Source organism: Streptomyces sp. NPDC085937 (assembly GCF_044540535.1).
Taxonomy (GTDB): domain Bacteria; phylum Actinomycetota; class Actinomycetes; order Streptomycetales; family Streptomycetaceae; genus Streptomyces.
Genome location: NZ_JBITSH010000010.1, coordinates 288,682 through 312,487, shown reverse-complemented (window position 1 = coordinate 312,487; position 23,806 = coordinate 288,682). Strand labels below are relative to the sequence as shown.

Here is a 23,806-nt window from a genome sequence, read left to right as displayed (position 1 = left end):
GCCGCCCCCCCCCTCCGCCCCCCCGGGTGGGGCGGGGGTTGGGGTGTTGTGTTTTCTCCCGGGGGGGGGGGGGGGGGGGGGGGGGCCCCCCCCCCCCCCCCCCCCCCCACCGCCGGACGCTGCGTACCGTCAAGGCGTGACTCCTCGGTACGGCCGGCCGTGGAGTCCCGCTTCTAGCGCGATGCCGGCCGCTCGGGCAGAGCGGCCGTCAGGTCGACCTCGACCAGTTGTCCGGCGAAGCCGAGCCGGGCGACTCCCAGCAGTGTGCTCGCCGTGGTGAACGCCGGTCCCAGGGCCGAACCGGTCAGTCGCCGCCACGCTCCACCGAGCACCGCGGCGTCGTCACTGACCACGTAGATCACCGAGCGGACGACGCGCTCCGGACCGGCGCCCACCGCGCTCAAGGCCGCGACGGCGTTGGCCACCACCTGGTCGATCTGGGCGTCCAGATCACCCGGTCCCACCAGCTCCCCTGAGCGGTCGAGGGGACACTGTCCCGCCAGGTACGCCGTCCGGCCCGCCTCCACGACGGTGATGTGGTGGTACCCCGGAGTCGTGTGCAGCTGGTCGGGATTGATACGCGTGATCTCGGCCGTCATACGCGCGAGTCTCCCGGATCGGCCGGCCGGGGCGCATCACCTTTTCGCTCGCTCGCCCCAACGCCAGGCACCAGACACGGCTGGCCGCACCGACCACGACGGCACACTGCCGGCCCCACCCCAGCACTGTCGCTCCGGGCACCGGCAGTGCCCCATCGGGCAGCCCACACTGGCCTCGCGCCCGGTGACCCGCCGGGACGGGCCCGGTTAGTGTCTGAGCCCGAGCCGATACGTCCCCCGGTGCCACGCCCCCGCCGTGGTGCCGTCGAGGAAATCCGTCGGCCGGTGACCAGGAACGGGGAAAAAGCGGCTGACTCCCGCGTGTCGGGGGCGACCGGGAACAGACCATGCACAACGAGCCCACGGACGACGGCACGGCACAGCCCGGCCCCACGACGCCGGCCACGCAGACGTCCAGCACGAGGACGAACAACACGGGAACGAGCAGCGCAGGGACGAACAGCACAGGGACGAGCAGCACGGGGACGAGCAGCCGTCCTCGTCGCGGACCCGGCCCTCTCACGCTGATCGTGCTGCCGGGAGTGGTGACGCTCTCCGGGGTCTTCGTCTTCCTCTCCTTGGCCGGCGTCTTCGACACGGCCGTGCCGCAGGATCAGGCGCCGCAGGGGTCGGAGTCGTCCGTCAGCAAGGTGGACGGTTCCTACGTCCCGTGGCTCCGTCGGGCCACCGCGGACTGCCCCGGCATCACCCCGGCGCTCCTTGCCGCGCACATCGACCAGTTGTCCGGGTGGCAGACGGACGGCGCGAGTCTGTCCGAGCAGGGTCTCGCCCGTTTCACGGCAGCCGACTGGAAGACCTGGGGCCGGGACGACGACGGCAACGGCACGTCCTCGCCACGCGACGCGATCGACGCGATCATGGCGCTGGGGCGGCGGGACTGCTCCTTGGCGGAGAAGATGACCGCACTGCGCACCAAGGGCACCATCAACGGGGACGTCGCCGACCTCGCCCTCGCTGCCTACGCGGCCGGAGCGGACGAGGTCACGAAGGCCGGCAAGGTCCCCGCTTCGGCCCGCGGCTTCGTCACCGAGGTACGGAAGCGACTTCCGCAGTACGACGCACTGGTCCAGCAGAACCCCGAGCAGGAGAGCGGCCAGGCGGCGGGCCCCCTGCTGCAACCGCCCGTCGCCACGCTCAACGTCACCTCACCGTTCGGTACGCGCCGGCACCCGCTGACCGGGGTCACCAAACTGCACACGGGCATCGACTTCGACGCGCCGCAGGGAGCCCAGGTCCACGCGGCCCGCGAGGGGCGGGTGGAGTTCGCCGGTATGACCCCGGCCTACGGCTACCGCGTGGTCGTCAATCACGGCACGATCGAGGGCAAACGGCTGGAGACCACGTACAGTCACCTGTCCGCCCTTCAGGTGACCACCGGCCAGAGCGTGACCACGGGACAGCCCGTGGGACTCGCCGGCTCGACGGGGCTGTCCACCGGTCCGCACCTGCACTTCGAGGTCCTCCTCGACGGCCAGTACATGGAACCGAGCGCCTGGCTGACGAGCGGCGGCTGAGCTCACCCGAGCCGGGCGCGTGCCCGGCAGACCAGCACAGGAGAAGCCGTAGCCGATCAGCGCCGAGGAGGCCGACCCCGCGCCCAGCACCATGAAGATCCGGCTTGTCGCATGTGGAACCGGTCCTCCCTCGGCGCCCCACTTCTCCATGCCTTCGACGAACCAGAAGGCAACCAGCGCCGCCACTTCGAGCCCTGACATCAGGACCGTCAGGCCAAGGTCCAGGACCCGCTTCACCATGTTCACCATGCTGAAGCGGAGGGACAGCGGCGCGCCTGAGTACGGGTGCTCAAGTGGAGCCGCCATCACACGCGGCACGCGACCATCAATGCCGTCAGGGACCGTCGAGGCCGACGACGTCGGTGCTGCACCGCGAGTTCTCCGGCATGACGGCATACAGTCAGCAGGGTTCAACCGGGGAGGGAAACTCGCACATGAAGAACTACGTCATCAGCCGCGTCGCCTACTGTGCCCGGGCAGAACCCATGCGCAGTCGAGTTGACCGATGCGCGCGACTGTTGCGGGGTGTATCCGCTTGTCAGTGTTGCCCGTTGCTGCCGTCCCGCGCGCCAGCCGTACGCGGCTTCGCCTCCGGGGCTTCTTCCGCGGTCGGCGCACCCGCCTTCTCCAGAACATGCCGTTGCTCGATACGTGCGACGACACGCTCACGCGCCAGTTTGCGGGCGGCACGGAGTTTGCCCTCGGCCGCGAACAACGGAATCCACAGCAGCCAGCCCCAGGCGCTGAAGGTGACCACTCCGGTGGTGACGAGCAGGCGGTTCACGCCGAGGGCCGCGACACACGTGATGACGTAGGCAGCGGTGCGGTGAGTCACCAGAAACCGCAGGGGAGCGTTCGCCCAGCCCTGCAACAGCTCGAGTGCCGCGGCCAGTTCCGCTTCCCGCACGTCCTCTCCCGCGGCCGCCGGAGAGACCGCGTCAGTGGCGCCGGCGCGGAGCGCACCAGCCACCCTCTCGCTCAGTTCGGCAGACTCCGCCTGCTGCAGTTCGACACGGCCCGCGGCTGCGACCAGGTCGTCCCAATATCCGCGGCCGACCCAGCCGAAGGCGTCGTCAACACGTTGGCGCTCCGGCGACCCGGCAGGGGCCAGTTCGTCGATGCGCGCCCGCAGCGTAGCCACCCGCCCCGCCCTGGCCGGATAGTCGAAGGCGTCCGCACGCAGGCACAGCTCCAGATAGCACACGAGCAGCCCCAGGTCGTCGGGGGCCAGTTCCAGACCACTCCGGTAGGCGCGCTCCGCCTCGGCATCGTGATCGTCCTCGTCCTCCGCGGCGTGCGCCTGGCCCAGCCATCGGAACAGCACCGCCGTCGGCCCCACCTGGTCGAGCCCTGCCTGTGCCGTCCGCCGCACGGCGGCGAAACCACCAGCCGCGTACAGCTCCGAGCACTGCTGCGCATACTGCTGCGCCATGTCCATGTCCCACCCCGGTTGTTCAGACCAGTACCTTCGACCGAAGCAAGATCCACGTCAAGATCCGTATGAGCGGCCGGCCACAGAGCATCGGCCGGAACCTCAGTACCGAAGGACGTGACGGCGGCGCTGCTGCCCGGAAGCGTCTGAGATCCTGCCCACCCCGACCACTACCGGGAGGCACCATGGCGATCACCATCCGACCGTTTCGCCCCGACGACGCTCCCCAGCTCGCCGACATCGTCCAGCGATGCCTGCGCGAGGTGGCCTGGGATACACCGACGTCCGTGAGAGTCAAACCGAGTTCGGCCTCAACCAAATCCTCCGCAAGCCCCTGCCGGCGGCCCCGACATCGCGCTCGTCGTAACCGTCACCACCGGTCAACCCGATGGGGGACGCTTCGGAACGAAGCCCCTACTTCACCCGAACGGCCTGCCGTGATGGCGGTGGTTGCACCGTCCGGCGACGGTGGTGTGGGCTTCGCCGTTCACGTAGGCCGAGCCCTTCCGGCCGAACCACAGGGAGCTTCGCCATGTCTGAACGCAACACCGTCATCCGCAGCCTGCATGACGTCGGTCTGGCCGCCTGGTTCGGGGGCTCGCTGATGGGGGCGGTGGGCCTCAACGGCGCGGCTCAGGACGAAGGGAGCACGGAGACGGGCCGGGACCGGATCTCCTCCTCGGGCTGGGCCAGGTGGACGCCGGTCAACGCCGCCGCGATCGGAGCGCACCTGTTCGGCGGTGGCGGGCTGCTCGCCGTGAACGCGCACCGAGTAGCCACCCAGCAAGGCGTGGGCGCCTCCACCGCGGCCAAGACCGTCGTGACCGCCGCGGCCCTGGCCGCGACCGCCTACGCCCGTGTTCTGGGCAAGAAGGTCGAGCTGGCCTCCTCCACCGACTTGTCCGACGCCCAACAGGCCGAGAAGCACCCGATCGATCTGGACAAGGCCCGGCGGCAGCTGGCTGCCGTCCAGTGGGCGGTACCGGCCCTGACCGGGTGCCTGGTCGTGCTGAACGCCCTGCACGGCGAACAGCAGCGCCCGGTCGAGCAGATCCCCGGCATGTGGGAGCGGGCCCGTTCCATGACCCACCTGATGCCGTAGCGCATGCGGTGGGAAGGGCAGGGCCGCAGCAGCGCCGGGGGCCCTGGCCCCCTGACGAGCACGACACGGCCGACGCCACAACGGCGCCGGCCCCGGGGCGGGAGCAGCCCGGCACGGGAGTGCCCACGCCGTTCAGCCCTGCTCCTCCCCGTCGAGCGACTCGAGGCCCGCCTCCCAGCGTTGCCGGCGCTCGTCCTCGGGCTGCTCCCACCAAGGGGTGCCCCGCTCGCCCAGCGCGATCTTCGCCCGGTTCACTCGGGCACGCGCCGCCCGCTCGCCCTGTTCGTCGCCCGCGGAGGTCGCGGAGCGCACCGCACGGCGTGCGGCCATGAGATGACGTCGGAGGCGAGCCGCGATCTCCTCGGGGACGGAGGGATCCGTCGCCCTCCATCTCCTCCCCCGGACGACGATGTGGTGCCCGTCGGGGGTCCGCTCCGGTGACTGGTGTGCGTCCACACCGTCGGACTGCCCGGTACCGCCCGGTCCCAACACGGCTCATGACCGTCGTCATGCCGAGGGACGCGTGGAGGTCAGTCGGTCACGGTCAGGACCAGCTTGCCCCGGGTGTGGCCGGACTCGCCGTGGGTGTGGGCCGCGGCGGCCTGGTCGAGCGGGAACGTCTTCTCCACCTCCACGGTGACCTCGCCCGCGTCGATCAGGCCCGCGATCGTCGTCAGCGCGTGGCCGTCCGGCTCGACCAGGAAGCCGGTGGACCGTACGCCCGCCGCCTCGGCGGCCGCCGCCAGGTCCGGGGAGACGCCGCCGGGGACGGCGATCAGCAGGCCGCCCGGGGCCAGGGTCTTCAGGGAGCGGGTGCTCGTCCGGTCCTGCCCGTCCCCGACCAGGTCGATGACCACGTCCACGTCGGCCGCGGCTTCTTCGAAGCGGGTGGTGGTGTAGTCGATCGTCTCGTCGGCGCCGAGGTCCTTCAGCCAGGCGTGGCGGGCCGCGCCGGCGGTCGCGATCACGTGCGCGCCCAGGTGCCGGGCGAACTGGACGGCGAAGTGGCCCACCCCTCCGGCGGCGGCCGTGATCAGCACGCGCCGGCCCGCCCGCACGTCGGCGGTGTCGACCAGGATCTGCCAGGCGGTCAGTGCCGCCAGCGGTACGGCGGCCGCGTGCGCGTGGTCCACGGTGGCGGGCTTGCGGGCCCACTGGCGGGCCGGGGCCGTGACGTACTCGGCGTAGGCTCCGGCGGCGCGGGGGAACCACGGCATGCCGTACACCTCGTCGCCCGGCTTGAGCGTGGTGACGCCGAAGCCGACCTCCTCGACGACGCCGGAGACGTCCCAGCCCAGGATGAGCGGGAACGTCTGCAGGCCCGCCATGCCCTGTCCCTCGCGCGTCTTCCAGTCCACGGGGTTGATGCCGGCGGCGTGGACACGCACCAGCACCTCGGTCGGCAGCGGTGCGGGGCGGGACACCTCCTCGGGGGTCAGGACCTCCGGGCCGCCGAATTCCTTGATCGTGACGGCACGCATGGTGTGGCCGCTCATGGTTTCTCGCTCCTGTTCTTCCTGGTTGCGCTCGCTCGCCGGGCGGACCCGACGAGATCCACTCTGCCCTGCCGACTCGACCGCGGGTGAGTGGCCCAAGGGACACCCGTCGTACCATTCGGGCCATGACGCATCGTGTCGCCGTACTCGCCCTCGACGGAGTCCTGCCTCTGGATCTGGGGATCCCGGCCCGGGTGTTCAACGAAGCGCGCGCGCCGGACGGCAGCCGGCTCTACACGGTCGGGACCTGCTCGATCGGGGGGCGGCCGGTTCGTACGCACGAGGATTTCCAGATCGTCGTCGAGCACGACGAGTCGCTGCTGCGGACCGCCGACACGGTCGTGATCGCCACCCTGGAGCCCACTGCCGAGCTGCTCGCGACGGGGACGCTTCCCGGGGACGTCTCCACGCTTCTGAAGTCGATCGGGCCGCGGACCCGCATCGTGAGCCTGTGCACCTCGGCCTTTCTCCTCGCGGCGGCCGGGCTTCTCGACGGTCTGCGGGCCACCACGCACTGGACGCTGTGCGAGGCGTTCGCGGGGCTGTTCCCCGGCGTCGAGGTCGATCCGAACGTGCTGTTCGTCGACAACGGCCACATCCTCACGTCCGCCGGTGGCGCCGCGGGCATCGACCTGTGCCTTCACCTGGTCCGTCAGGACCACGGGGCGAGCGTCGCCGCGGCCGCCGCCCGACGGGTCGTCGCGGCACCCTGGCGCGAGGGCGGGCAGGCACAGTTCATCGAGCACGTGGTGCCGCCGGACGTCGACCGTTCCACCTCGGCGACCCGGGAGTGGGCGGTGCGGCGGCTGGCCGAACCGATCACCCTCGAGGACATGGCACGGCACGCCCACATGAGCGTGCGTACCTTCACCCGGCGGTTCCGGCAGGAGACGGGCGTCAGTCCGCTCAAGTGGCTGTCGCAGCGGCGACTGGCCCACGCGCGCCAGCTGCTGGAGTCCACGGATCTGCCCGTCGCCCGGATCGCCGGCGCCTGCGGATTCAGTGACCCGGTCGCCCTGCGCAGGCAGTTCCACACGTATGTGGGGCTCTCTCCGGCTGCCTACCGTCGGGCGCACGGCGCTCCGGGGACGGCCGCCGCCGTGCGGTGACCACGTCCAGGGCCGGCGAGCCCGTCCGCGGTGACCCTCGGCGTTGCGATTGTGTCGCGCCTCGCATCCTCCTCCGTACGGCGGGCACCCGGGGCGGGAACGTACAGGTCAGAGGGTGGAAGGGCGGACGCGATGGACAGGGACGAGGGGATCGCGGAGCTGCACCGCGTCGCCCGTGAGCGGTTCGGGTGGGACGATCTGGGCGCGGAACAGGCGGAGGCGATGCGGGCGCTGCTGGACGGCCGTGACGTGCTGGTCGTCATGCCCACCGGCTCCGGCAAGTCGGCGATCTATCAGGTGCCGACCGTCGTCCTGGGCGGCCCGACCGTCGTCGTGTCCCCGCTGATCGCCCTGCAGCGCGACCAGGTCACCGGGCTGCGGGACAGCGACGCCCCGGACGCGGTGGCCGTTAACTCCGCCCAGCCGCGCTCGGCGACCGACGAGGGCTGGCAGGCGGTCGAGGACGGCGATGCGCAGTACCTGTTCCTCTCCCCCGAGCAGCTGGCCAGGAAGGACGTCATGGAGCGGCTGAGGGAGCTGCGCCCCTCACTGTTCGTCGTCGACGAGGCCCACTGCGTGTCCGCCTGGGGCCACGACTTCCGTCCCGACTACCTCAACCTGGGCGAGGCCGCCGACCGGCTGGGCCGCCCGCCGGTCCTCGCCCTGACGGCGACAGCCGCCGCCCCGGTGCGGGAGGACATCGTCGAGCATCTGCACATGCGCGAGCCGCATGTCGTGACGACGGGCACGGACCGGCCGGAGATCCACCTGACCGTGCACACCTTCACGGACGACCCCTCCAAACGTGAGGCCGTCTCCCGTTGGGCGGCCGAGGCGCCCGCCCCGGGCATCCTCTACACCGCCACCCGCAAGGACGCCGAGGCGTACGCGGAACGCCTGCGGCAGGACGGTGTCGACGCCGAGGCGTACCACGCGGGGCTGAAGGCCACCGACCGCCGCCGGATCCAGGACGGGTTCATGACGGGTACGCCCGCCGTGGTCGTGGCCACCTCGGCGTTCGGCATGGGCATCGACAAGCCCGACGTACGTTTCGTCGCGCACGCGTCCGTCCCCGAGTCGCTCGACTCCTACTACCAGGAGGTCGGGCGTGCCGGCCGGGACGGGGAACCGGCCCACGCGGTGCTGTTCTACCGTCCCGAGGACCTGGGGCTGCAGAAGTTCCTCACGGCCCGGTCCCTGGACACCGACGCACTGCGCCGGATCATGACCACGCTGTCCGGTCAGGAAGCGCCGCAGAGCCGTAGCCGCTTGGCTCAGCTGTGCGGGCTGTCCCGGCGGAAGACCAGCGATCTGCTGAACCTCCTGGACGAGGCGGAAGCCGTGACCGTCGAGGGGAAGCGCCGCGCGGTGCGGGCGCTGCCCGGCCGCTCGGCGGACGAGGCCGCCGGAGCGGCGGAGGAGGTGTTCGAGCGGCGGCGCCGTATCGACCGGTCGCGCATCGAGATGATGCGCGGCTACGCGGAGACGCCGACCTGCCGTCGCCAGTACCTTCTCGGCTACTTCGGCGATCAGCTGGACACACCGTGCGCCCGCTGCGACGTCTGTGACCGCCAGGCCCAGGCTCCCACCCTCACGGCCACCGGGCGGGCGGACGCCGCTCCCCCGGCCGGGCATGACGGGCCGTATGAGCCCAACGACCGCGTGGAGCACGCGGACTGGGGTGCGGGCACGGTGATGCGCATGGAGGAGGACCGCGTCGTCGTACTCTTCGAGCAGGTCGGCTACAAGACGTTGTCGCTGACAGCCGTGGAGGAGGGCGACCTGCTGACCGAGGCCTGAGGGACCGGCGGCAACCGCGCCAGTACGGAGCCGGCCACAGGCAGCCTGGCGCGGGTCCCGTATCGCGCTTGCCTGGTCCGGGTCCCGTATCAGGCTGCCTGCCGCTCCCGCGTCGTACTCATGGCCGTGGACGGACACGCACCCAGCGTGGGCGTGCGTCGCTGCCGCGGCGTCCGGCCACCGAGGCGCAGCGCGGGCACACCCTCTGCACGCGGTCGGCCGCGCCGCCCGACTCCGGGATGATGTCGGGCCAGCTCACGTGCGAGAAGCGGGCGAGGCGCGAGCGGCTGAGGGACAGCCCGCAGACGGTTTCGTTGCGCCCCGGCTCCCACGCGTGGACCTCCCCCGCGGGCAGCCTGCGGCGGCCCTCCTCCTCGTCGGTCCACTGCCCGGAGGCGGCGACGGCGTACCGCTTGCCGCGCTTCACGGCGTGCGCCCGGGTTCGGTGGTGTTGTTCCCGGTCACTTCGGCACCGTCCTCACACTCGGCGGGTCTCTGCACGCGGTGGTCGCGCCGCGGAGAAGCGGGGGCCTGCCGCGTACGACGAGTGCCACGGAGCGGCGGTCCCATACACGGCGGGCCGTACTCCGCGGCCCGCGCCGAGGATCGGATCGCGCCGGCGAAGGACACCGCCGCCGCCCCGCGGCGACGCTTCGTCGCCGACGCGAGGAGCGCGCCGGGCCGGTCAGCCGCTACTCGCAGCCGACGCCGTCGCCGTCGCGGTCCAGGTGCCTGCCGTACCCGGGGTCGCCGCGGTGCACGGGAGCCGCGCCGGCGGCGCGTGCGGCGTCGCAGTTCTCGTAGTAGGCGCTGCCCCCGCCTCCTCCGCCGCCGCTGTAGTCGTCCTCCACGGGTTCCGCGGTGACGGTTTTGGTGACCTTCACCTTGACCTTGACCGACTCGGTGACCGTCTCCGTGACCGTCGGGGCGGGTTCCGGGTCGACGGAGGGTTCGGCGGTCACCGTCGCGGTGACGGTCGCCGTCGGTTGGGCCTTCGCCACCGCGGGCTTGGCGTCGCCGGCCGCGCTGCTGTCGTCGGCGCCGGCCCCCATGGCGCCGAGGGCGAAGGCGAAGCCGAGCGCGGGCAGCACGTAGCGCTTGCGTGCCCACTTCGGCGCTGTGCGGCCCGCCGGTGTGTACGGATTGGTCATGACGTCCCCCGGGATACTTGTTGAAGGACGAACTGTAGCGGTTGTGTGATGAAGATATGAACTCGCGTGGCACGCACCTCTGGAGCGAGCGTCGCTTCCGGTGACGCTCCGTCAGCAGTCCGCGGCGGGCAGGCGGTTCAGGCCGGTGTCGCACATGATCCGGTCGACGGTCTCCCGCAGGGTGCTGTCGGCGTCGATGACGGTCTCGACGCCGCCGGGCAGCAGATCGCGCGGGCGGTACCACTCGCGCAACTGGGCCTCATGCACCTCGTCAGCGATCGGCTTGGTGGCGTGGCGGGCGAGCGTCTCGGGGAAGGGCACGTCCAGGTAGTACGCGTGGGTCGGGCCGCCGTGGTCGGCGCACAGCCGGGTCAGCATGGTGCCGTAGCGGTCGGCGTGGAGGATGCCTTCGACGACGACGTGGAAGCCGGCGTCGAGCGCGTAACGGGCGGTGAGGTCGATCAGACCGATGTTGGCGGCGCCGGGGCGGTCGTGCTCGCGCAGCACGACCCGGCGGAGGTTGTCCTGGGCGACCAGGGCGAGACCCCGGCCGAAGCGGTCGCGCAGCCCTGCCGCGACGGACGACTTCCCCGATGCGCTGTTGCCGCGCAGGATGACCAGCCTGGTGCGTTCCGTGCCCGCCCTCATGCCGTCGACCGTAGGGGCGGGCGGAGACCGCGTACGGGCATTCTCGAAGTGATGACCGGAACGAGTTGCGCCGAGCGGGATATCGGCCCGGCACCGTCGTGGATCAGCGCAGTACCTCGTGGAAGAGGTGCGTCGACGTCGTCGCCGGGATCACGCTCCGTCGAGCCCCGGACCGTTGTCAGGGAGGGGGTCTGGACCGGTCACGTAGCCGTCGAGGGACGTCGAGATGTCAGCGATGATGCGGGTCATGTCCGTACTGACCCGCTTCGCGGCCCGAAGTCATCGGCGGCGGGTGGACGGTCACCGGTACAGGGCGACCGCGCCGCTCCACAGGGCGCCCGGGTTCAGGTGGTCGGGGAAGCGTTCCAGCATGGCGTGGAAGAAGCCGAGCGGGTCGTCGTGCCGGGCGAGGAGTTCGTCGGCGGCGTCGAGGTAGCGGCGGGTCTCGGTGATCGCGCGGTCGGCGTCGTCGTCGAGTTCCCTGTTCTTGTGGCCTGTGACGATCAGACGGGGCCGGAGGTCCTCGACGAGGGTGATGGCCTTGCGCCAGGCGTCGCGGCCGCCGTTCGCGGATTCGACGAGGTACTGGTGGACGCCGTTGTAGATGACGTCGCCGGCCACGACGAGGTCGAGGTCGGGCACGTGCAGGACGCCGGTCCCGTCCGTGTCGCTGTGGCCGACCTCGACGATGCGCAGCTCGTGCCCTTCGAGGGTGAGCCGGTTCCCGGGGACGGTGACGGCGGTGACGGGGGCGTCCGGGATCTGACCGGGGAAGAGCCGGTCCCACAGCTGCGGGCGCAGGGAGACGTTGCGGTGCATCTCCGCGATCGTGCCCTCGGCGGCGACGACCGTCGCACCGAAGCGTTCCGCCAGGAGGCCGGCGGTGAACCAGTGGTCGCCGTGGCCGTGGGTCGCGACGATGTGGGTCAGGTTCTTGCCGGTGGCTTCCACCCGGTCCGCCACCGCTTCCGCCTGGGCGGAGGTCAGCGGCGGGTCGACCAGGACCGCGTCCCGTTCCCCGTGGATCAGGGTGACGGACAGCGGGGAGAACATCCGGCGGTCGCCGTTGGGGACGGGCTCCGTGACGTTCTGCGGGATCGGGTCGGCGATGAAAACCTCGTAGGCGAGGGGGCCACTGGTGGGCATGGTGCTTCCTAACTGACTGGGCGGCAGCCGCCGTCACGGTCGGGCGACCGGCCGGCGGCGGCGAGGGCGGCGTAGTAGGCCGGTCCCCTGATGATCGAGACGGCGTCCTGGTCGACCGGCTCGCCGTCCGGGCCGCGGAACTCGAGGCGCACGGGACGCTCCCCGTCGACCGTGTAGACGACGCCCTGACCCATCTCCTGCGGGCGGTGCCGGTCGCCCCACGCGCTGAGCGCGGCCAGGATCGGCAGAACGTCGCAGCCGGCGTCCGTGAGGACGTACTCCTCGCGGCTGCGCTCGCCCTCCTGCTGATACGTCACGCGCTCCATGAGCCCGGCGCACACGAGGTCGTTCAGGCGCTGGCCGAGGGTCGCGTTGGGGATGCCGATGCGCTGGAACTCCGCGAAGCGGGTGCGGCCGAGGAAGGCCTCACGGAGCAGCAGGAGATTCCACTTCTGGCCCAGCACGCCGAGGGTCCGGGCGATCGAGCAGTGCTGGTTGGCCGGCAACGACATGGCATCCATGGCTCCATGAAAGCAGACTTCGGAAAGTGAAGCCAGGGCTGACACCAAAAAGTGAAGTGAGACTCGTCCGAGCCCCGCCGCGTCGTCCGGGGCGGGGAGGTTGTGAGGGTCCGGAACGCCGAAACACCGGTCCCGCGGATGCGGGACCGGTGCAGAGCGCTCGCCCCGCTCCGGAGCGCGGCTCCCCGGTCGCTCGCGCCGGTCCGACGGCCCGGGCGACCAGGGGGAAGCCGTCACCTCACGCGACGGCGGTGCCTTCGAGTTCGAACCCCGCAATGGCTCCTCACGACGCTGCGCGACCGCGCGAGGGCGGTGGCCGCCCGCTACCGCGCACCGGCCGGGACGTCCGGCCCGCCCGGTGCGGCCGACAGCCCGACTGAGGCCGGGCGGCGGGGCGAGGACGTCTCGGGCACCGGTGTGTGAGGAAGGGGTCAGGGGCGGTACACCTCGCCCGGTCGGGGCTTCGCCGGTGCCATGAGCTCGGGGACCGTCACGAACGTGTATCCCCGCTTCCGAAGCCGGTGGATGATGTCCGGCACGGCCGGGATGGTGCCCGCGTAGCGTTCGTGCAGCAGGATGATGCCGTCGCGCGCGGCCCCGTCGAGGACGCGCTTCTCTATCAGTGCGGTGTCCGTGGTCTCGTAGTCCTTGGCGGTGACGCTCCAGAGGATCTGGGCGAGCCCCAGGTCCTTCATGATCTTCTTGAGGTCGTCGTCGGTGGCGCCGCCCGGTGGCCGCATCAGGGTGGGGGCGTGCCCGGTGATCTTCTCGATGTCCCGCTGGACGGGGAGCATCTGGGCGCGCACCTCCTCGTCGGTGAGTTCCTTGAGGTTCTTGTGGGTCCAGGTGTGGTTGGCGATCTCGTGCCCCTCGCGGGCCATGCGGCGGACCGTCTCCGGGAAGGTGTCGGTGTGCTTCTTCCCCTGGAGGAAGAAGGTCGCGTGCACCTTCTCGCTCTTGAGGACGTCCAGGAGTTTCGGGGTGGGCCTGCTGGGTCCGCCGTCGAAGGTCAGCGCGATGCACTTGGCCTTGCGGCAGTCGACAGGTCCGGCGACCGCGGCGTCCTTCGGTGCCTGTGCGCGCGCTTCGGCCGGACTGATCACGTTGCTCAGGGTGGACCAGCCGGTCAGGGAGACCGTCACGGCCGCGGCGATCAGCAGGGCGGCGGCGGCCGTCAGAATGCGGGTCTTGGTCGATTTCACGGTGCGCCCGTCACCGTCCCTGGCCGGCCGGGGCGCCGGCGTGGCGGGCGGAACGGACGGCCAGGGCCAGGACGGCCCCTCCGAGGACCAGCAGCGCGAGGTGGCCCAGCCCGGATCCGTAGGGCAGGCGGCCGAACAGCCATCCGTCCAGGTGGGCCCAGGCACGGGTGGCGAGCCGCCAGGCGCCGGACAGGACCAGCAGTCCGCCGACGAGGGCGGCGACGGCCGGCACGGGACGCAGACGCGAAAGCATGGGAATTCTCTTTTCCAACGTGAATTGATCGTTTCGGTGATTACGTGACCACCACGCTAGAAATGCGCCCCGGTCGCCGGCTTCGGCATTTGGTCGACGACGCCTTGTGACGAAAGTAGGAGTACGGCAAGAAATCCTCAGCCGCACTCATACCAAAGTAGGGATCTGGCTCAGTGGCCCGCTCCCGTACCCTCCGGGGAATCTGACCTGCGCACCGATGTCGTACGCTGTGCCGGGTGAGATGGAGGAGCATGAGCAGGAACGGCCGTGACCGGCTCGTCGATCTACTGACGGTGATCGGCGCCGCGGCGCTTTCGGTCACCGTGTCCTATGCGCAGGCGAACGACTTGGCGGTTTATCCGCGATTTCCGTCGGGGACTGCCTTTGTCCAGGAATTCGGACGTCTTGTTTCGTTTCCTGCTTCCCTTGAAATCGGTGCGGCATCGGCTCTGCTGGTCGCGACGGCGGCCGGCGTACTGCTGTGGTGGCGGCGCCGTTGGCCGGTACCGGTCGCCGTGCTGCTGGTGCTCCTGTCGGTGGTGTGGCCGCTGATCCCGGCCGCCCTCGTCGCCCTGTGCACCGTGGCGGCGACGCGCCCGGTCCGGACGGTCGCCGCCGTCACCTCGCTGGCCCTGTTGCCCTGCGTCCTCTACCTCGTCGTGTACGCGCCCGGCTCGCGCACCCTGTCGACGGTGGTGACCGGTGCGGTGCTGGTGGGCGGGGCCGTCGGCTGGGGGCTGTTCCTGCGCGGACTGCGCGAGCGCACCGAGCAGGCCAGGACCGAGGCCGCCCTGCGCGCCGAGCATGCCCGGCAGCGCGAACGCGAGGCGATCGCCCACGAGATGCACGACACGCTGGCGCACCGGCTGTCCCTGCTGAGCGTGCACGCGGGCGCCCTGCAGGTGAACCCAGGGGCACCCACGGAACAGGTCCAGCAGGCCGCGGGCGTGATCCGGGACAGCGCCCACCAGGCGCTGGAGGAACTGCAGCAACTGCTCGGCGTGCTGCGCGCTCCCCCGGCCGACGCCTCCCGGTCGTCGGCGCCGCAGCCGGTCCTCGCCGACCTGATGCGCCTCGTGGAGGAGTCGCGTACCGCCGGGAGCGCGATCGACCTCGTCTTCGACTGCGCGCCCGCCGACACGGCCGCCGCCCCGCCCGCCATGGGACGCACCGCCTATCGGATCGTCCAGGAAGCCCTCACCAACGCCCGCAAGCACGCCCCCGGACAGCCCGTACGCCTCGTCGTGCGCGGCGCCCCGGGGGCCGGCCTGACCATCGAGGTGGCCAACCCCGTGACCCCCGGATCCACGTCCCCCGTCCCCGGCAGCGGGCTCGGCCTGGTCGGCCTCACGGAACGCGCCGCCCTGGCCGGCGGGGAACTCCGTCACGAACTGCGCCCCGACGGCGGCGACGGCGTGACGCATCACCTGCTGGCCCGTCTCCCCTGGCCGGCCGCATGATCCGGGTGCTGCTCGTCGACGACGACGCCCTGGTACGGGCCGGGCTGCGGATGATGCTGGCCTCCGCCGGCGACATCGAGGTGGTGGGCGAGGCCCAGGACGGCGATGAGGTCGTCGAACTGGTCGAGCGGTACGACCCCGACCTCGTACTGATGGACATCCGCATGCCGACCGTGGACGGTCTGGAGGCCACCCGCCTGCTGCGGGCCAGGCCCGGGGGGCGGCCGGAGATCCTCATGCTGACGACGTTCACCACGGACGACTACGTGCTGCGCGCCCTGCGGGCGGGCGCGGCCGGCTTCCTGCTGAAGCACACCCGGCCGGAGACGATCATCGACGCGGTGCGCCGCACCTCGGCCGGGGAGCCGGTGATGTCCCCGGAGGCCCTGCGGCACCTCGTCGACGCCGTCGCCCACCAGCCGCCCGCGCAGGACTCACCCGCCCCTCCCCCGGCGCACGACCCGGGCGGCGCCGACGACGCCCGGCGGCAGCTCGGGCTGCTCGGCGACCGGGAGCGGGAGGTCGCCCTCGCCGTCGCCGACGGCCGGACCAACGCGCAGATCGCGGCCGACCTCTACATGAGCGTCCCCACGGTCAAGTCGCACGTCTCCCACATCCTGACCAAGCTCGGGCTCAACAACCGGGTGCAGATCGCGCTGCTCGTCTATCGGTCGGGGAGCCTCTGAGGCGTCGGCGTCCGGGCGCGGGGAGGGCACCAGGTCCGATGAGCTGATCAACGGGATCGGTAGGAACACCCTGGTCGTCACAGGTGCGGCGCCGGACGTGTCACACATGGTCATCCGGCGGTTCCACCGGCACCAATAACGAAGATCGGAGCCTGCGGCACGTCCCTGACGGTTCCATGGATCACGGAACAGGCCCGACATCGTCGGGTCGTGGAAGACAGGTGACACACATGCGAGATGAGGCCGCCAAGCGGGTCGAGCTGGTCTTCTCCCTCTTCGACGCCAACGGCAACGGAGTCCTCGACTCCGACGACTTCGACCTGATGACGGGCCGTGTCCTGGAAGCGGCAGCTGCTTCGGACGACGGCGCGAAGGACGCCATCCGAGCCGCGTTCCGCCGCTACTGGACGACGCTGTCCACGGAACTGGACGCCAACGGCGACGGCGTCATCTCCGTGGAGGAGTTCCGTCCCTTCGTGCTCGACCCCGAGCGTTTCGGCCCCACGATCACCGAGTTCGCCGAGGCCCTCTCCGCACTCGGCGATCCCGACGGGGACGGTCTGATCGAGCGCCCCCTGTTCGTGTCGCTGATGAGGGCGATCGGCTTCGAGGAGGCGAACATCCACGCCCTCTTCGACGCCTTCGGCCCGGACGCCGACGACCGCGTCACCGTGGCCACGTGGGCCGCCGGCATCAAGGAGTACTACGCGCCGGACAGGGCGGGGATCCCGGGCGACCAACTGGTGACGGCCCGGGCCGTCTGACCGGACCGGATCACGGGCACCCACGCCGTTCGCGGCCTCGGCCCGCCCTCACCCCACCCGCGCACCGGGCCGCCCGCCCGGGGCGCGCGACGCCTGGGCACTTCCGTCGGCCGACGCGTGACCTGGTCGGCTGAACGGGTACCCGCCCCCGCATGATGAAGCACGCACTGTGGCAGGGGCTGGTCGCCGGTACCGCCGGTGCCGTCGTGATGACGCTCGGCGAGAAGCTGGAGCAGGCCGTCACGGGCCGGCCGGACTCCCATGTGCCGGCCCGCGTCCTGCAGCGCCTGACCTGCCTGCCGGAGCGGCCCGGCAGGCAGCCGCTCAAGGTCAACTGGGCCATGCACTTCGGTCAGGCCGCCCTCCTCGGCGTGCTGCGGTCGGTCATGGCCCAGGCCGGGCTGCGCGGACCGGTCGCCTCCGCCAAGTTCACCGTCGTCCGCCTCACCAACGACCAGATCCTGGAGAACGCGACCGGTGTCGGCGCGCCGCCGCAGACCTGGCCCCGCCGGGAACTCGCGGTGGACATCCTGCACAAGACCGTCTACGCGTTCGTCACCGGTGCCGTCGCCGACGCCCTGGCCGCGCGTGGCGGCCCCGGACCCGGACAGCGGCACGCGGCCCTCCGCCCCGGCCGCCACGCGGACGTCGGCCCGCTGCCGCGCGAGGACGCACCGGGGCGCTGACCCCCGATGACACGTGAGGCATTACAGGTGGTGCTGCCGGGAGCGGCCCCGCGCGGCGGACGGCCGCTCCCGCCGCGAGTGCGGGAGCGGCCGGCGGGTCACCAGCAGTGCGAGCTGACGTTGCCCACCTCGTTGCCCTTGAGCAGCCCGCCCCAGATGTACCTGTCGTCCGAGAGGTACACCCACTTGTTGTGGGTGTAGCCGTTGGCGGTGACCGTGCCGCCCTCGAGCCAGCATACGGCGGTGAGGTTCTGGTTCGCCGCGACGGTGTAGGCGATGCGGTACCCCGTCGACGGCCCGATCCGCACATTGCCCTGCACCCAGGTGGTGACCGTCTCGAACGCGGCACTCACGTTCGTCCGGTCGGTCTGCGACGCCTCCGCCGCGGCGGCCGGGGCGGTCATGCCCGCGGCGGCCATCACGCCCACCGCCGCGGCGATCACCGTCATGGTCAGCGGTCGTGCACTCGTCCTGCGCATCTTCCGATTCCCCCTGTCGAGTCCCGGGAGCCTCTGGGCGGGCCCCTGGTGTGGTCAGCGTCGCCCGCACGGGGCCACCGTTCAAGGCGATTCCCGGCGTGTTGCCGCGGCCGTCCCGCATGACGGCCGGAAACCGGGGTCATGGCGCGAGTTTGTGGGCGAACACCCAACGGTTCCCCTCCAGCGCGTCGTTGGGCTCAGGGAGGGGACCGCGTCCGTGCTGGCGGGTGAACTCGAAAGGCGTGTGCGTCGAGGTGGACCAGCCCTTCGCCGACAGGGCGCCCGCGGAGTCGGGCCGTGGCCCCTTGTCGAAGAGGTGGAGCAGGTCGATGCCGATGAGGTCCCGCGTCGCCGTGTAGGTCGCACTGTCCCGGTACGCCAGGAGGTCCTTCTCCAGCTTGGCCTCGAAGGCCAGCGCACTGCCTCCGGCGGCCAGCCGGTCCACCGTGTCGACGAGGTACGTCTCGGCCGGGCCGGGCAGGTAGAAGAGGAGCCCCTCGGCCAGCCAGACGCTCGGAGCGGCCGGGTCGAACCCGGCCGCGGTGAGCGCACCGGCCCAGTCCTCCCGCAGGTCGACCGGCACGGGGACGCGCTTCGCCTTCGGAGCCGCCGACAGGTCCGTGAGCACCCGTTCCTTGAACGCCAGCACCCCCGCCCTGTCGATCTCGAACACGACGGAGTCGGACGGCAGGTCCAGGCGGAAGGCTCGGGTGTCCAACCCGGCGCCCAGTAACACCACTTGGCGTGGGCCCGCACCGACCGACCCGAGAACGAAGTCGTCCAGCACCCTCGTCCGCAGGCCGAAGTAGCGGGCGAACCTCCCCCACAGCGGGTTGTCGTCCCCGTCCGCGACCTCCTCGATGCGCACCGGCCAGTGCGTGCAGGCAGGGGCCGCGCGCACGAAGTGTTCGGCGAAGGGGTCCTGGGCCAGACTGTCGTCACGGTGGGTTTCGACGGCCCGCGACGCGGCGACCAGGAGTGCGGTCAGGCCCACTCCTCCGTCCACGCCTTCCACGTCCGTGTGCTGGGGTGCCGTGCCTGCCATGCTGCCTCCGTCGGCGGGGGGATGGGGGGTGGAAAGGTCGAGGGCCGGGTGAGCGGGTGCCGCGGTCATCCGCTCGCCCTGTCCGGGAGCAGGACGGGTTTGACCACCCGGCCGGCGTCGCAGTCGCGTTCCGCCTCGTTGATGCCGGACAAGGGGTAGGTGCGGATCAGCTGGTCGAAGGGGAACCGCCCGGCCCGCCACAGTGAGATCAGCCGCGGGATCAACAGCGCGGGCACGGCGTCGCCTTCGCAGATGTGGCGCACGCTGCGGCCGCGGTCGAGGGTGCCCGGTTCGAGGGCGAGCGGGGTGTGGAGGCGTGCCACCAGTCCGAGGCTGCCGGTGGGACGCAGTGCGTGCAGCGCCTGGTTGATGAGCGGCGGTGAGGCCGTGGTGTCCAGCGCGTACCGGGCGCCGCCGTCGGTCAGTCGCCGGATGCGCTCGGGCAGGCCGGGTGAGGCGGCGGGCAGAGCGATCGCGCCGAACCGCTCGGCCGCCGCGAGCCGTTCGGGGTGCCGGTCGACGGCCACGGTCAGTACGCCGGCGGCGGTGGCCGCCATCACCGCGGTCAGGCCCACGGCTCCCGCGCCGAGGACGACGAGCGTGTCGCCGGGTCCCGCCTCGAAGGTGTTCAGCACGGCCCCGGCCCCGGTGAGGGAGCCGCAGCCGAGAGGGCCGAGCAGTTCGAGCGGCAGCGCGGGATCGACCCGTACGGCGTTGCGGGCCGGGACGAGGGCGTACTCGGCGAACGAGGACTGCCCGAACCAGCGGGGCGCCAGTGCGTTGCCGGAGGCGTCGGTGAGCCGCGCCGGTTTCTCCTCGCGTCCCCCGAAGAGGTTGAGGGACGCGAACGAGTCGCAGTAGGCGGGGGCCGCGCCGCGGCAGGTCGGGCAATGTCCGCAGGAGTCGAAGCTCAGCACGACATGGTCTCCGACGTCGATCCCCGTGTCCGGGCCGTCCCCCGTGCGGACCACGACCCCGGCGCCCTCGTGGCCGAGGACGGCGGGCACCGGGCTCCGGCCGGCGGACCGCCGGACGGCGAGATCGGTCCGGCACATGCCGGTGCCCGCGATCTCGACCAGGAGCTCACCGACGGCAGGCTCCGTGCGCAGCACCACCTCCTCCATCGTGAACGGGGCGTCGTAGGACCGCAGTACGGCTGCCTGGAACCTCATGCGTCACGCCTCCCGCGGGCGGTGGACGACGAACGGCTGGAGGTTGCCGTACAGCCCCCACGGCCCGCCCGCGACGCCGACGCCGCTGTCCTTGACGCCCGCGAAGGGCTGGGCCAGGGACAGCTCGGCGTGGTGGTTGACCCAGGCGGTGCCGCATTCGAGCCGCTCGGCCACCGCCTCGGCCCGGTCGAGGTCGGTGCCCCACACGGATCCGCCCAGTCCGAAGCCGGTGCCGTTGGCCGCGTCGACGGCTTCGTCGAGGTTCCGGTACGGCAGCACCGGCAGGACCGGTCCGAACTGCTCCCCGGTGACGACCGGGCTGTCGGGTGGCACGTCGGCGAGGACGGTGGGCGTGAAGAAGTAGCCCGGGCCGTCCTGCCGGTGGCCGCCGGCCGCGGCCCGGGCGCCGTCCGCCAGGGCCTGCTGGGTGAGGTGTTCGACGCGGGCCAGTTGGGCCGCGTTGTTGACCGGGCCCAGCTGGGTCGCCGGGTCGAGGCCGGGGCCGACGGCGACGGTCTTCGCCCGCTGGGCGAGGGCTTCGACGACGTCGGTGTGCAGCCGGGCGGGGACGTAGAGGCGTTTGACCGCCATGCAGACCTGTCCGCAGTTGCGGAACGCCGCCCAGAACAGCCGGTCGGCGATCCCCTCCACGTCGACGTCGTCCAGGAGGACGGCGGCGTCGTTGCCGCCCAGTTCGAGCGTGACCCGGGCGAGGGAGGCCGCCGCCGCCCGGGCGACCTCCCGCCCGGTGGACACCGAACCGGTGAAGGTGACATGGCGGATGCCCGGATGGGAGGCGAGACGACCGCCGAGGGGTTCGCGGCCGGTGACGACGGTCAGGACGTCCTCGGGCAGGACGGCGGCGAGGAGAGAGCCGAGCATCCTGGTGGCCAGCGGGGTGTACGGGGAGGGTTTGACGACCACCGTGTTGCCGGCCGCCAGAGCGGGCGCGAACTTCGCCGCCGCCAGTTGGAGGGGGAAGTTCCACGGCACGATCGCGGCGACGGGCCCGAGCGACCGCCACCGGACCTCGCTGTGGACCGGCCGGCCGTCGTCGATCGGCCGGGTTCTGGGGGTGAGGTCCGCGAAGTAGCGGAGGCGGGCCGCCGTACGGGTGACCTCCGCGGACGACTCGGACAGGGGCTTTCCCTGTTCCCGGGTGAGCAGGCGGGCGAGGTCGTCGCCGGCGGCCTCCACCGCGTCGGCCGCCGCGCGCAGCGCGGTGCTGCGCGCGGCGGGGTCAGCACGCCAGCCGCTCCAGGCCCGGTGGGCCCGGCCGATCACGGCGTCCAGGTCGTCCGGCCGCATGTCGGGAGCTTCGTCGAACGCTTCCCCGGTGGCCGGGTCGACGACCGCGAACCGGCCGGCCCCCGGTCCGGGGGTGCGTTCGGGCTCGGTGTCGGGGTTCGGCATGGCGGTGGTCAGCGCGCGGCGGGAAGGCTGACGGTTTGTTCCCGGTCGTGCCGGTCCATCTCCGCCCGGAAGGCGGCCACCAGGTGCGGCTGGATCCTGCCGGCGTTGCGGTCGCCGCCCTCGCAGACGGCTCCCCTGACCCCCACGATGTCCGTGCCGATGCGGGTCAGTTCCGCGAGGTCGTCCTGGCGGACGCTGCCGGCGAGGGCGGCGAGCCGGCCGGACGCGTGGGCCAGCCGGACGAACTCGGCGCAGACGTCCGGGGACACGTGGTCGAACAGTCGCGTCCCGTCCTTCACGGCGGTGTCCAGCATGGCCGCGTCGGCGCCGGAGCGGGCCGCGATGTCGGGCACCGCGAGCGGATTGACGCAGCCGACGCGGTGGGCGTCGGCGTAGCCCGAGGCGACGACGAGCGCGTCCGGGTTGTGCTCCTTCACCGCCCGTACGACGGCGCGCATGACCTCGATGCCCTGGTCAGGGGTGGTGCATCCGTAGAGGCCGACCTTGATGTAAGTGGCTCCGGAGACGACCGCGCCGAGTGCGGCCTGGGCCACCGTGCCGGGCTTGTACGGGACATCTCCCACGGTCGCGGACACCGGCTTGTCCTCCGGGACCGCTTCGCGGATCTCCCTGATGACCCAGGGGAAGTTCGCGCCGAGAGAGCCCTCGTCGGGCTTCTTGACGTCGACGATGTCGAGGTGCTCCGCCGCCTTGGCGCAGTCGAGCGCTTCCTCGACACCGTCCGGGGAGATGAGAAGCAACACCTGGCCTCCTTCGCCGCGGGTCCGGCCCGTCCGTGGACGGGGGCCGCGGATCGCCTGGTCCTTGTCTGGCGCACTCATCATTTCCGTCACCCTTCGCAGCCGAAAGGGCGCACGGAGTGCCCATTGGGTGATCAGGGCGGGGCGCTGCGCGCCGTGCACACCGGAGCGAACGGGCCCGCGCCGCGGTGCGTTGCGGCGAGCGCCCGCGCCTCGCCGCCCCCGTCCTCACTCGTCCGGACCGTGCGTGGTGCCCCGCCGAGGGGGCGCACGCAGTGACGTCACAGCCGTCCTTCGCCCCGAGGGTGGGGGGTGTCATCGCTCGACACCCTCGCCGTCCGCGCGCTCGGCCTGGTGCGGGACGGGAGGCCGCCGCCAAGGAGCTCGCAGCGCGCTGCCTGATGACGTCGAACGGCGCATGCCGCACCGATGAGTTCGCGCGGCGGGACCGGTCTGCACGGGCATGAAGACTCACACGCTTGAGACAGCCGGCGCCGACCTCGTCTACGACGTGCGGGGGCCGCTGCCGGCCGGTGACGGACGGCCGCCCTTGCTGATGGTCGGGCAGCCCATGGACGCCTCCGGCTTCGCCGCGCTCGCCGCGCGCTTCCCCGAGCGGACCGTGATCACCTACGACCCGCGCGGCCTCGGCCGCAGTGTCCGCAAGGACGGGCGGGTCGACCACACGCCGGAGACACAGGCCGAGGACCTGCACGCCGTCATCGAGGCGCTCGGGGCCGGGCCGGTCGAGGTGTTCGCCAGCAGCGGCGGGGCGATCACCGCGCTCGCGCTGGTGGAGAGGTATCCCTCGGACGTGACCACGCTGGTCGCGCACGAGCCGCCGCTCGTCACCCTCACCCCGGACGGCCCCGCGGCCGTGCGGGCGCGGGCGGCGGTCCGGGACGCGTACGAAATGCGGGGATGGGGGGCCGGGATGGCCGCGTTCGTGGCCATGACCTCGTGGCAAGGTGAGTTCACGGACGCGTACTTCGCGCAGCCCGAAGCCGATCCCGCGGCGTTCGGCATGCCCACCGAGGACGACGGCTCCCGTGACGATCCGCTGCTGTCCGACCGGTCGTGGGCGGTCAGCGGCTACCGGCCGGACGCCGAAGCGATCACCGCCGCGCCGGCCCGCGTGGTGATCGCGGTGGGTGAGGAGTCCGCGAACCTGCTGACGGCACGCACCTCCGTCGCGATGGCCGCACTGCTCGGGCAGAAGGTGGCCGTGTTCCCGAGCCATCACGGTGGCTTCTGCGACGGGGAGTTCGGCTACCCGGGGAAGCCCGACGAGTTCGCGCGTCGGCTGCGGGAGGTCCTCGACGGCGCCTCGTAGGCCGGGTGGCCCG

Annotated in this window: 25 protein-coding genes and 1 pseudogene; 9 read left to right on the top strand and 17 right to left on the bottom strand. The window is 72.0% G+C overall.

Going from position 1 to position 23,806, the window contains the following annotated elements; translation table 11 throughout:
- Window positions 1–173: 173 nt before the first annotated feature.
- Window positions 174–599 (bottom strand): RidA family protein, encoded by a 426-nt coding sequence (locus tag ACIF8S_RS22510; RefSeq protein WP_400001212.1) that lies wholly within the window; start codon window positions 597–599, stop codon window positions 174–176.
- Between the two features lie 347 nt (window positions 600–946).
- Between ACIF8S_RS22510 and ACIF8S_RS22505 the strand changes: the two genes are divergently transcribed.
- A complete protein-coding gene (locus ACIF8S_RS22505) occupies window positions 947–2,134 on the top strand; it encodes a M23 family metallopeptidase (protein ID WP_400001210.1) in 1,188 nt (395 codons plus the stop codon).
- 538 nt (window positions 2,135–2,672) lie between these two features.
- Here ACIF8S_RS22505 and ACIF8S_RS22500 read toward each other — a convergent pair.
- Window positions 2,673–3,566: a hypothetical protein gene (locus ACIF8S_RS22500; RefSeq protein WP_400001209.1), complete on the bottom strand. Its 894-nt coding sequence runs from the start codon at window positions 3,564–3,566 to the stop codon at window positions 2,673–2,675.
- Window positions 3,567–4,098: 532 nt separating this feature from the next.
- Here ACIF8S_RS22500 and ACIF8S_RS22495 point away from each other — a divergent pair.
- Entirely contained in the window at window positions 4,099–4,668 is a 570-nt protein-coding gene (locus tag ACIF8S_RS22495) for a hypothetical protein (RefSeq protein WP_400001207.1), read from the top strand.
- A gap of 132 nt (window positions 4,669–4,800) precedes the next feature.
- Here ACIF8S_RS22495 and ACIF8S_RS22490 read toward each other — a convergent pair whose 3' ends face one another.
- Window positions 4,801–5,124 (bottom strand): hypothetical protein, encoded by a 324-nt coding sequence (locus ACIF8S_RS22490; protein ID WP_400001206.1) that lies wholly within the window; start codon window positions 5,122–5,124, stop codon window positions 4,801–4,803.
- Between the two features lie 74 nt (window positions 5,125–5,198).
- Window positions 5,199–6,164 carry an NADP-dependent oxidoreductase gene (locus tag ACIF8S_RS22485; RefSeq protein ID WP_400001204.1) on the bottom strand — a complete coding sequence of 322 codons (966 nt, stop codon included), beginning with the start codon at window positions 6,162–6,164 and terminating at the stop codon, window positions 5,199–5,201.
- A gap of 125 nt (window positions 6,165–6,289) precedes the next feature.
- On the opposite strand from ACIF8S_RS22485, the gene ACIF8S_RS22480 reads away from it, so the two are divergent.
- On the top strand, window positions 6,290–7,273 hold the full coding sequence (locus ACIF8S_RS22480) for a GlxA family transcriptional regulator (RefSeq protein ID WP_400001202.1): 984 nt from the start codon (window positions 6,290–6,292) through the stop codon (window positions 7,271–7,273).
- A 132-nt stretch (window positions 7,274–7,405) separates the two neighbouring features.
- On the top strand, window positions 7,406–9,073 hold the full coding sequence (locus tag ACIF8S_RS22475; protein WP_400001200.1) for a RecQ family ATP-dependent DNA helicase: 1,668 nt from the start codon (window positions 7,406–7,408) through the stop codon (window positions 9,071–9,073).
- A 118-nt stretch (window positions 9,074–9,191) separates the two neighbouring features.
- Here the strand turns inward: ACIF8S_RS22475 and ACIF8S_RS22470 are convergent, their stop codons facing one another.
- From ACIF8S_RS22470 to ACIF8S_RS22435, 8 genes and pseudogenes are all read right to left on the bottom strand, one after another.
- The gene (locus ACIF8S_RS22470) at window positions 9,192–9,500 is read right to left on the bottom strand and encodes a hypothetical protein (protein WP_145830378.1); all 309 of its coding nucleotides are present in this window, start codon (window positions 9,498–9,500) and stop codon (window positions 9,192–9,194) included.
- Window positions 9,501–9,765: 265 nt separating this feature from the next.
- Window positions 9,766–10,224 carry an excalibur calcium-binding domain-containing protein gene (locus ACIF8S_RS22465; RefSeq protein ID WP_400001198.1) on the bottom strand — a complete coding sequence of 153 codons (459 nt, stop codon included), beginning with the start codon at window positions 10,222–10,224 and terminating at the stop codon, window positions 9,766–9,768.
- 111 nt (window positions 10,225–10,335) lie between these two features.
- Complete coding sequence (locus tag ACIF8S_RS22460; protein ID WP_400001196.1) at window positions 10,336–10,872, bottom strand: AAA family ATPase; 537 nt, start codon at window positions 10,870–10,872, stop codon at window positions 10,336–10,338.
- Between the two features lie 156 nt (window positions 10,873–11,028).
- Window positions 11,029–11,121 (bottom strand): annotated as a pseudogene (locus ACIF8S_RS22455) (dihydrofolate reductase); the annotation flags it as partial.
- Between the two features lie 51 nt (window positions 11,122–11,172).
- Window positions 11,173–12,018, bottom strand: coding sequence for an MBL fold metallo-hydrolase (locus ACIF8S_RS22450; protein ID WP_400001194.1), 846 nt, complete (start codon window positions 12,016–12,018; stop codon window positions 11,173–11,175).
- Window positions 12,019–12,026: 8 nt separating this feature from the next.
- Window positions 12,027–12,530 (bottom strand): winged helix-turn-helix transcriptional regulator, encoded by a 504-nt coding sequence (locus ACIF8S_RS22445; RefSeq protein ID WP_400001192.1) that lies wholly within the window; start codon window positions 12,528–12,530, stop codon window positions 12,027–12,029.
- 440 nt (window positions 12,531–12,970) lie between these two features.
- Window positions 12,971–13,741 (bottom strand): polysaccharide deacetylase family protein, encoded by a 771-nt coding sequence (locus ACIF8S_RS22440; protein WP_400001190.1) that lies wholly within the window; start codon window positions 13,739–13,741, stop codon window positions 12,971–12,973.
- A gap of 10 nt (window positions 13,742–13,751) precedes the next feature.
- Window positions 13,752–13,994 carry a hypothetical protein gene (locus tag ACIF8S_RS22435; RefSeq protein ID WP_400001188.1) on the bottom strand — a complete coding sequence of 81 codons (243 nt, stop codon included), beginning with the start codon at window positions 13,992–13,994 and terminating at the stop codon, window positions 13,752–13,754.
- Window positions 13,995–14,509: 515 nt separating this feature from the next.
- Here ACIF8S_RS22435 and ACIF8S_RS22430 point away from each other — a divergent pair.
- The 4 genes from ACIF8S_RS22430 to ACIF8S_RS22415 all read left to right on the top strand — a co-directional run bounded on the left by ACIF8S_RS22430 (window position 14,510) and on the right by ACIF8S_RS22415 (window position 17,590).
- Entirely contained in the window at window positions 14,510–15,454 is a 945-nt protein-coding gene (locus ACIF8S_RS22430) for a sensor histidine kinase (protein WP_400001186.1), read from the top strand.
- Window positions 15,451–16,140 (top strand): response regulator, encoded by a 690-nt coding sequence (locus ACIF8S_RS22425; RefSeq protein WP_400001185.1) that lies wholly within the window; start codon window positions 15,451–15,453, stop codon window positions 16,138–16,140. Before ACIF8S_RS22430 ends, ACIF8S_RS22425 begins: the two co-directional genes overlap by 4 nt.
- Before the next feature lie 230 nt (window positions 16,141–16,370).
- A complete protein-coding gene (locus ACIF8S_RS22420; protein WP_349796129.1) occupies window positions 16,371–16,904 on the top strand; it encodes an EF-hand domain-containing protein in 534 nt (177 codons plus the stop codon).
- A 152-nt stretch (window positions 16,905–17,056) separates the two neighbouring features.
- Entirely contained in the window at window positions 17,057–17,590 is a 534-nt protein-coding gene (locus ACIF8S_RS22415) for a hypothetical protein (RefSeq protein WP_400001184.1), read from the top strand.
- Window positions 17,591–17,688: 98 nt separating this feature from the next.
- Here ACIF8S_RS22415 and ACIF8S_RS22410 read toward each other — a convergent pair whose 3' ends face one another.
- The 5 genes from ACIF8S_RS22410 to ACIF8S_RS22390 all read right to left on the bottom strand — a co-directional run bounded on the left by ACIF8S_RS22410 (window position 17,689) and on the right by ACIF8S_RS22390 (window position 22,463).
- Window positions 17,689–18,069, bottom strand: coding sequence for an SH3 domain-containing protein (locus ACIF8S_RS22410; RefSeq protein ID WP_400001183.1), 381 nt, complete (start codon window positions 18,067–18,069; stop codon window positions 17,689–17,691).
- A 139-nt stretch (window positions 18,070–18,208) separates the two neighbouring features.
- A complete protein-coding gene (locus ACIF8S_RS22405) occupies window positions 18,209–19,114 on the bottom strand; it encodes a class I SAM-dependent methyltransferase (RefSeq protein WP_400001181.1) in 906 nt (301 codons plus the stop codon).
- A gap of 65 nt (window positions 19,115–19,179) precedes the next feature.
- Window positions 19,180–20,286, bottom strand: a complete 1,107-nt coding sequence (locus tag ACIF8S_RS22400) for an NAD(P)-dependent alcohol dehydrogenase (RefSeq protein WP_400001179.1) — start codon at window positions 20,284–20,286, stop codon at window positions 19,180–19,182.
- Between the two features lie 3 nt (window positions 20,287–20,289).
- A complete protein-coding gene (locus ACIF8S_RS22395; protein WP_400001177.1) occupies window positions 20,290–21,699 on the bottom strand; it encodes an aldehyde dehydrogenase family protein in 1,410 nt (469 codons plus the stop codon).
- A gap of 8 nt (window positions 21,700–21,707) precedes the next feature.
- Window positions 21,708–22,463 (bottom strand): (5-formylfuran-3-yl)methyl phosphate synthase, encoded by a 756-nt coding sequence (locus tag ACIF8S_RS22390; RefSeq protein ID WP_400001176.1) that lies wholly within the window; start codon window positions 22,461–22,463, stop codon window positions 21,708–21,710.
- Window positions 22,464–22,923: 460 nt separating this feature from the next.
- On the opposite strand from ACIF8S_RS22390, the gene ACIF8S_RS22385 reads away from it, so the two are divergent.
- A complete protein-coding gene (locus ACIF8S_RS22385) occupies window positions 22,924–23,793 on the top strand; it encodes an alpha/beta fold hydrolase (protein ID WP_400001174.1) in 870 nt (289 codons plus the stop codon).
- Window positions 23,794–23,806 lie beyond the last annotated feature (13 nt).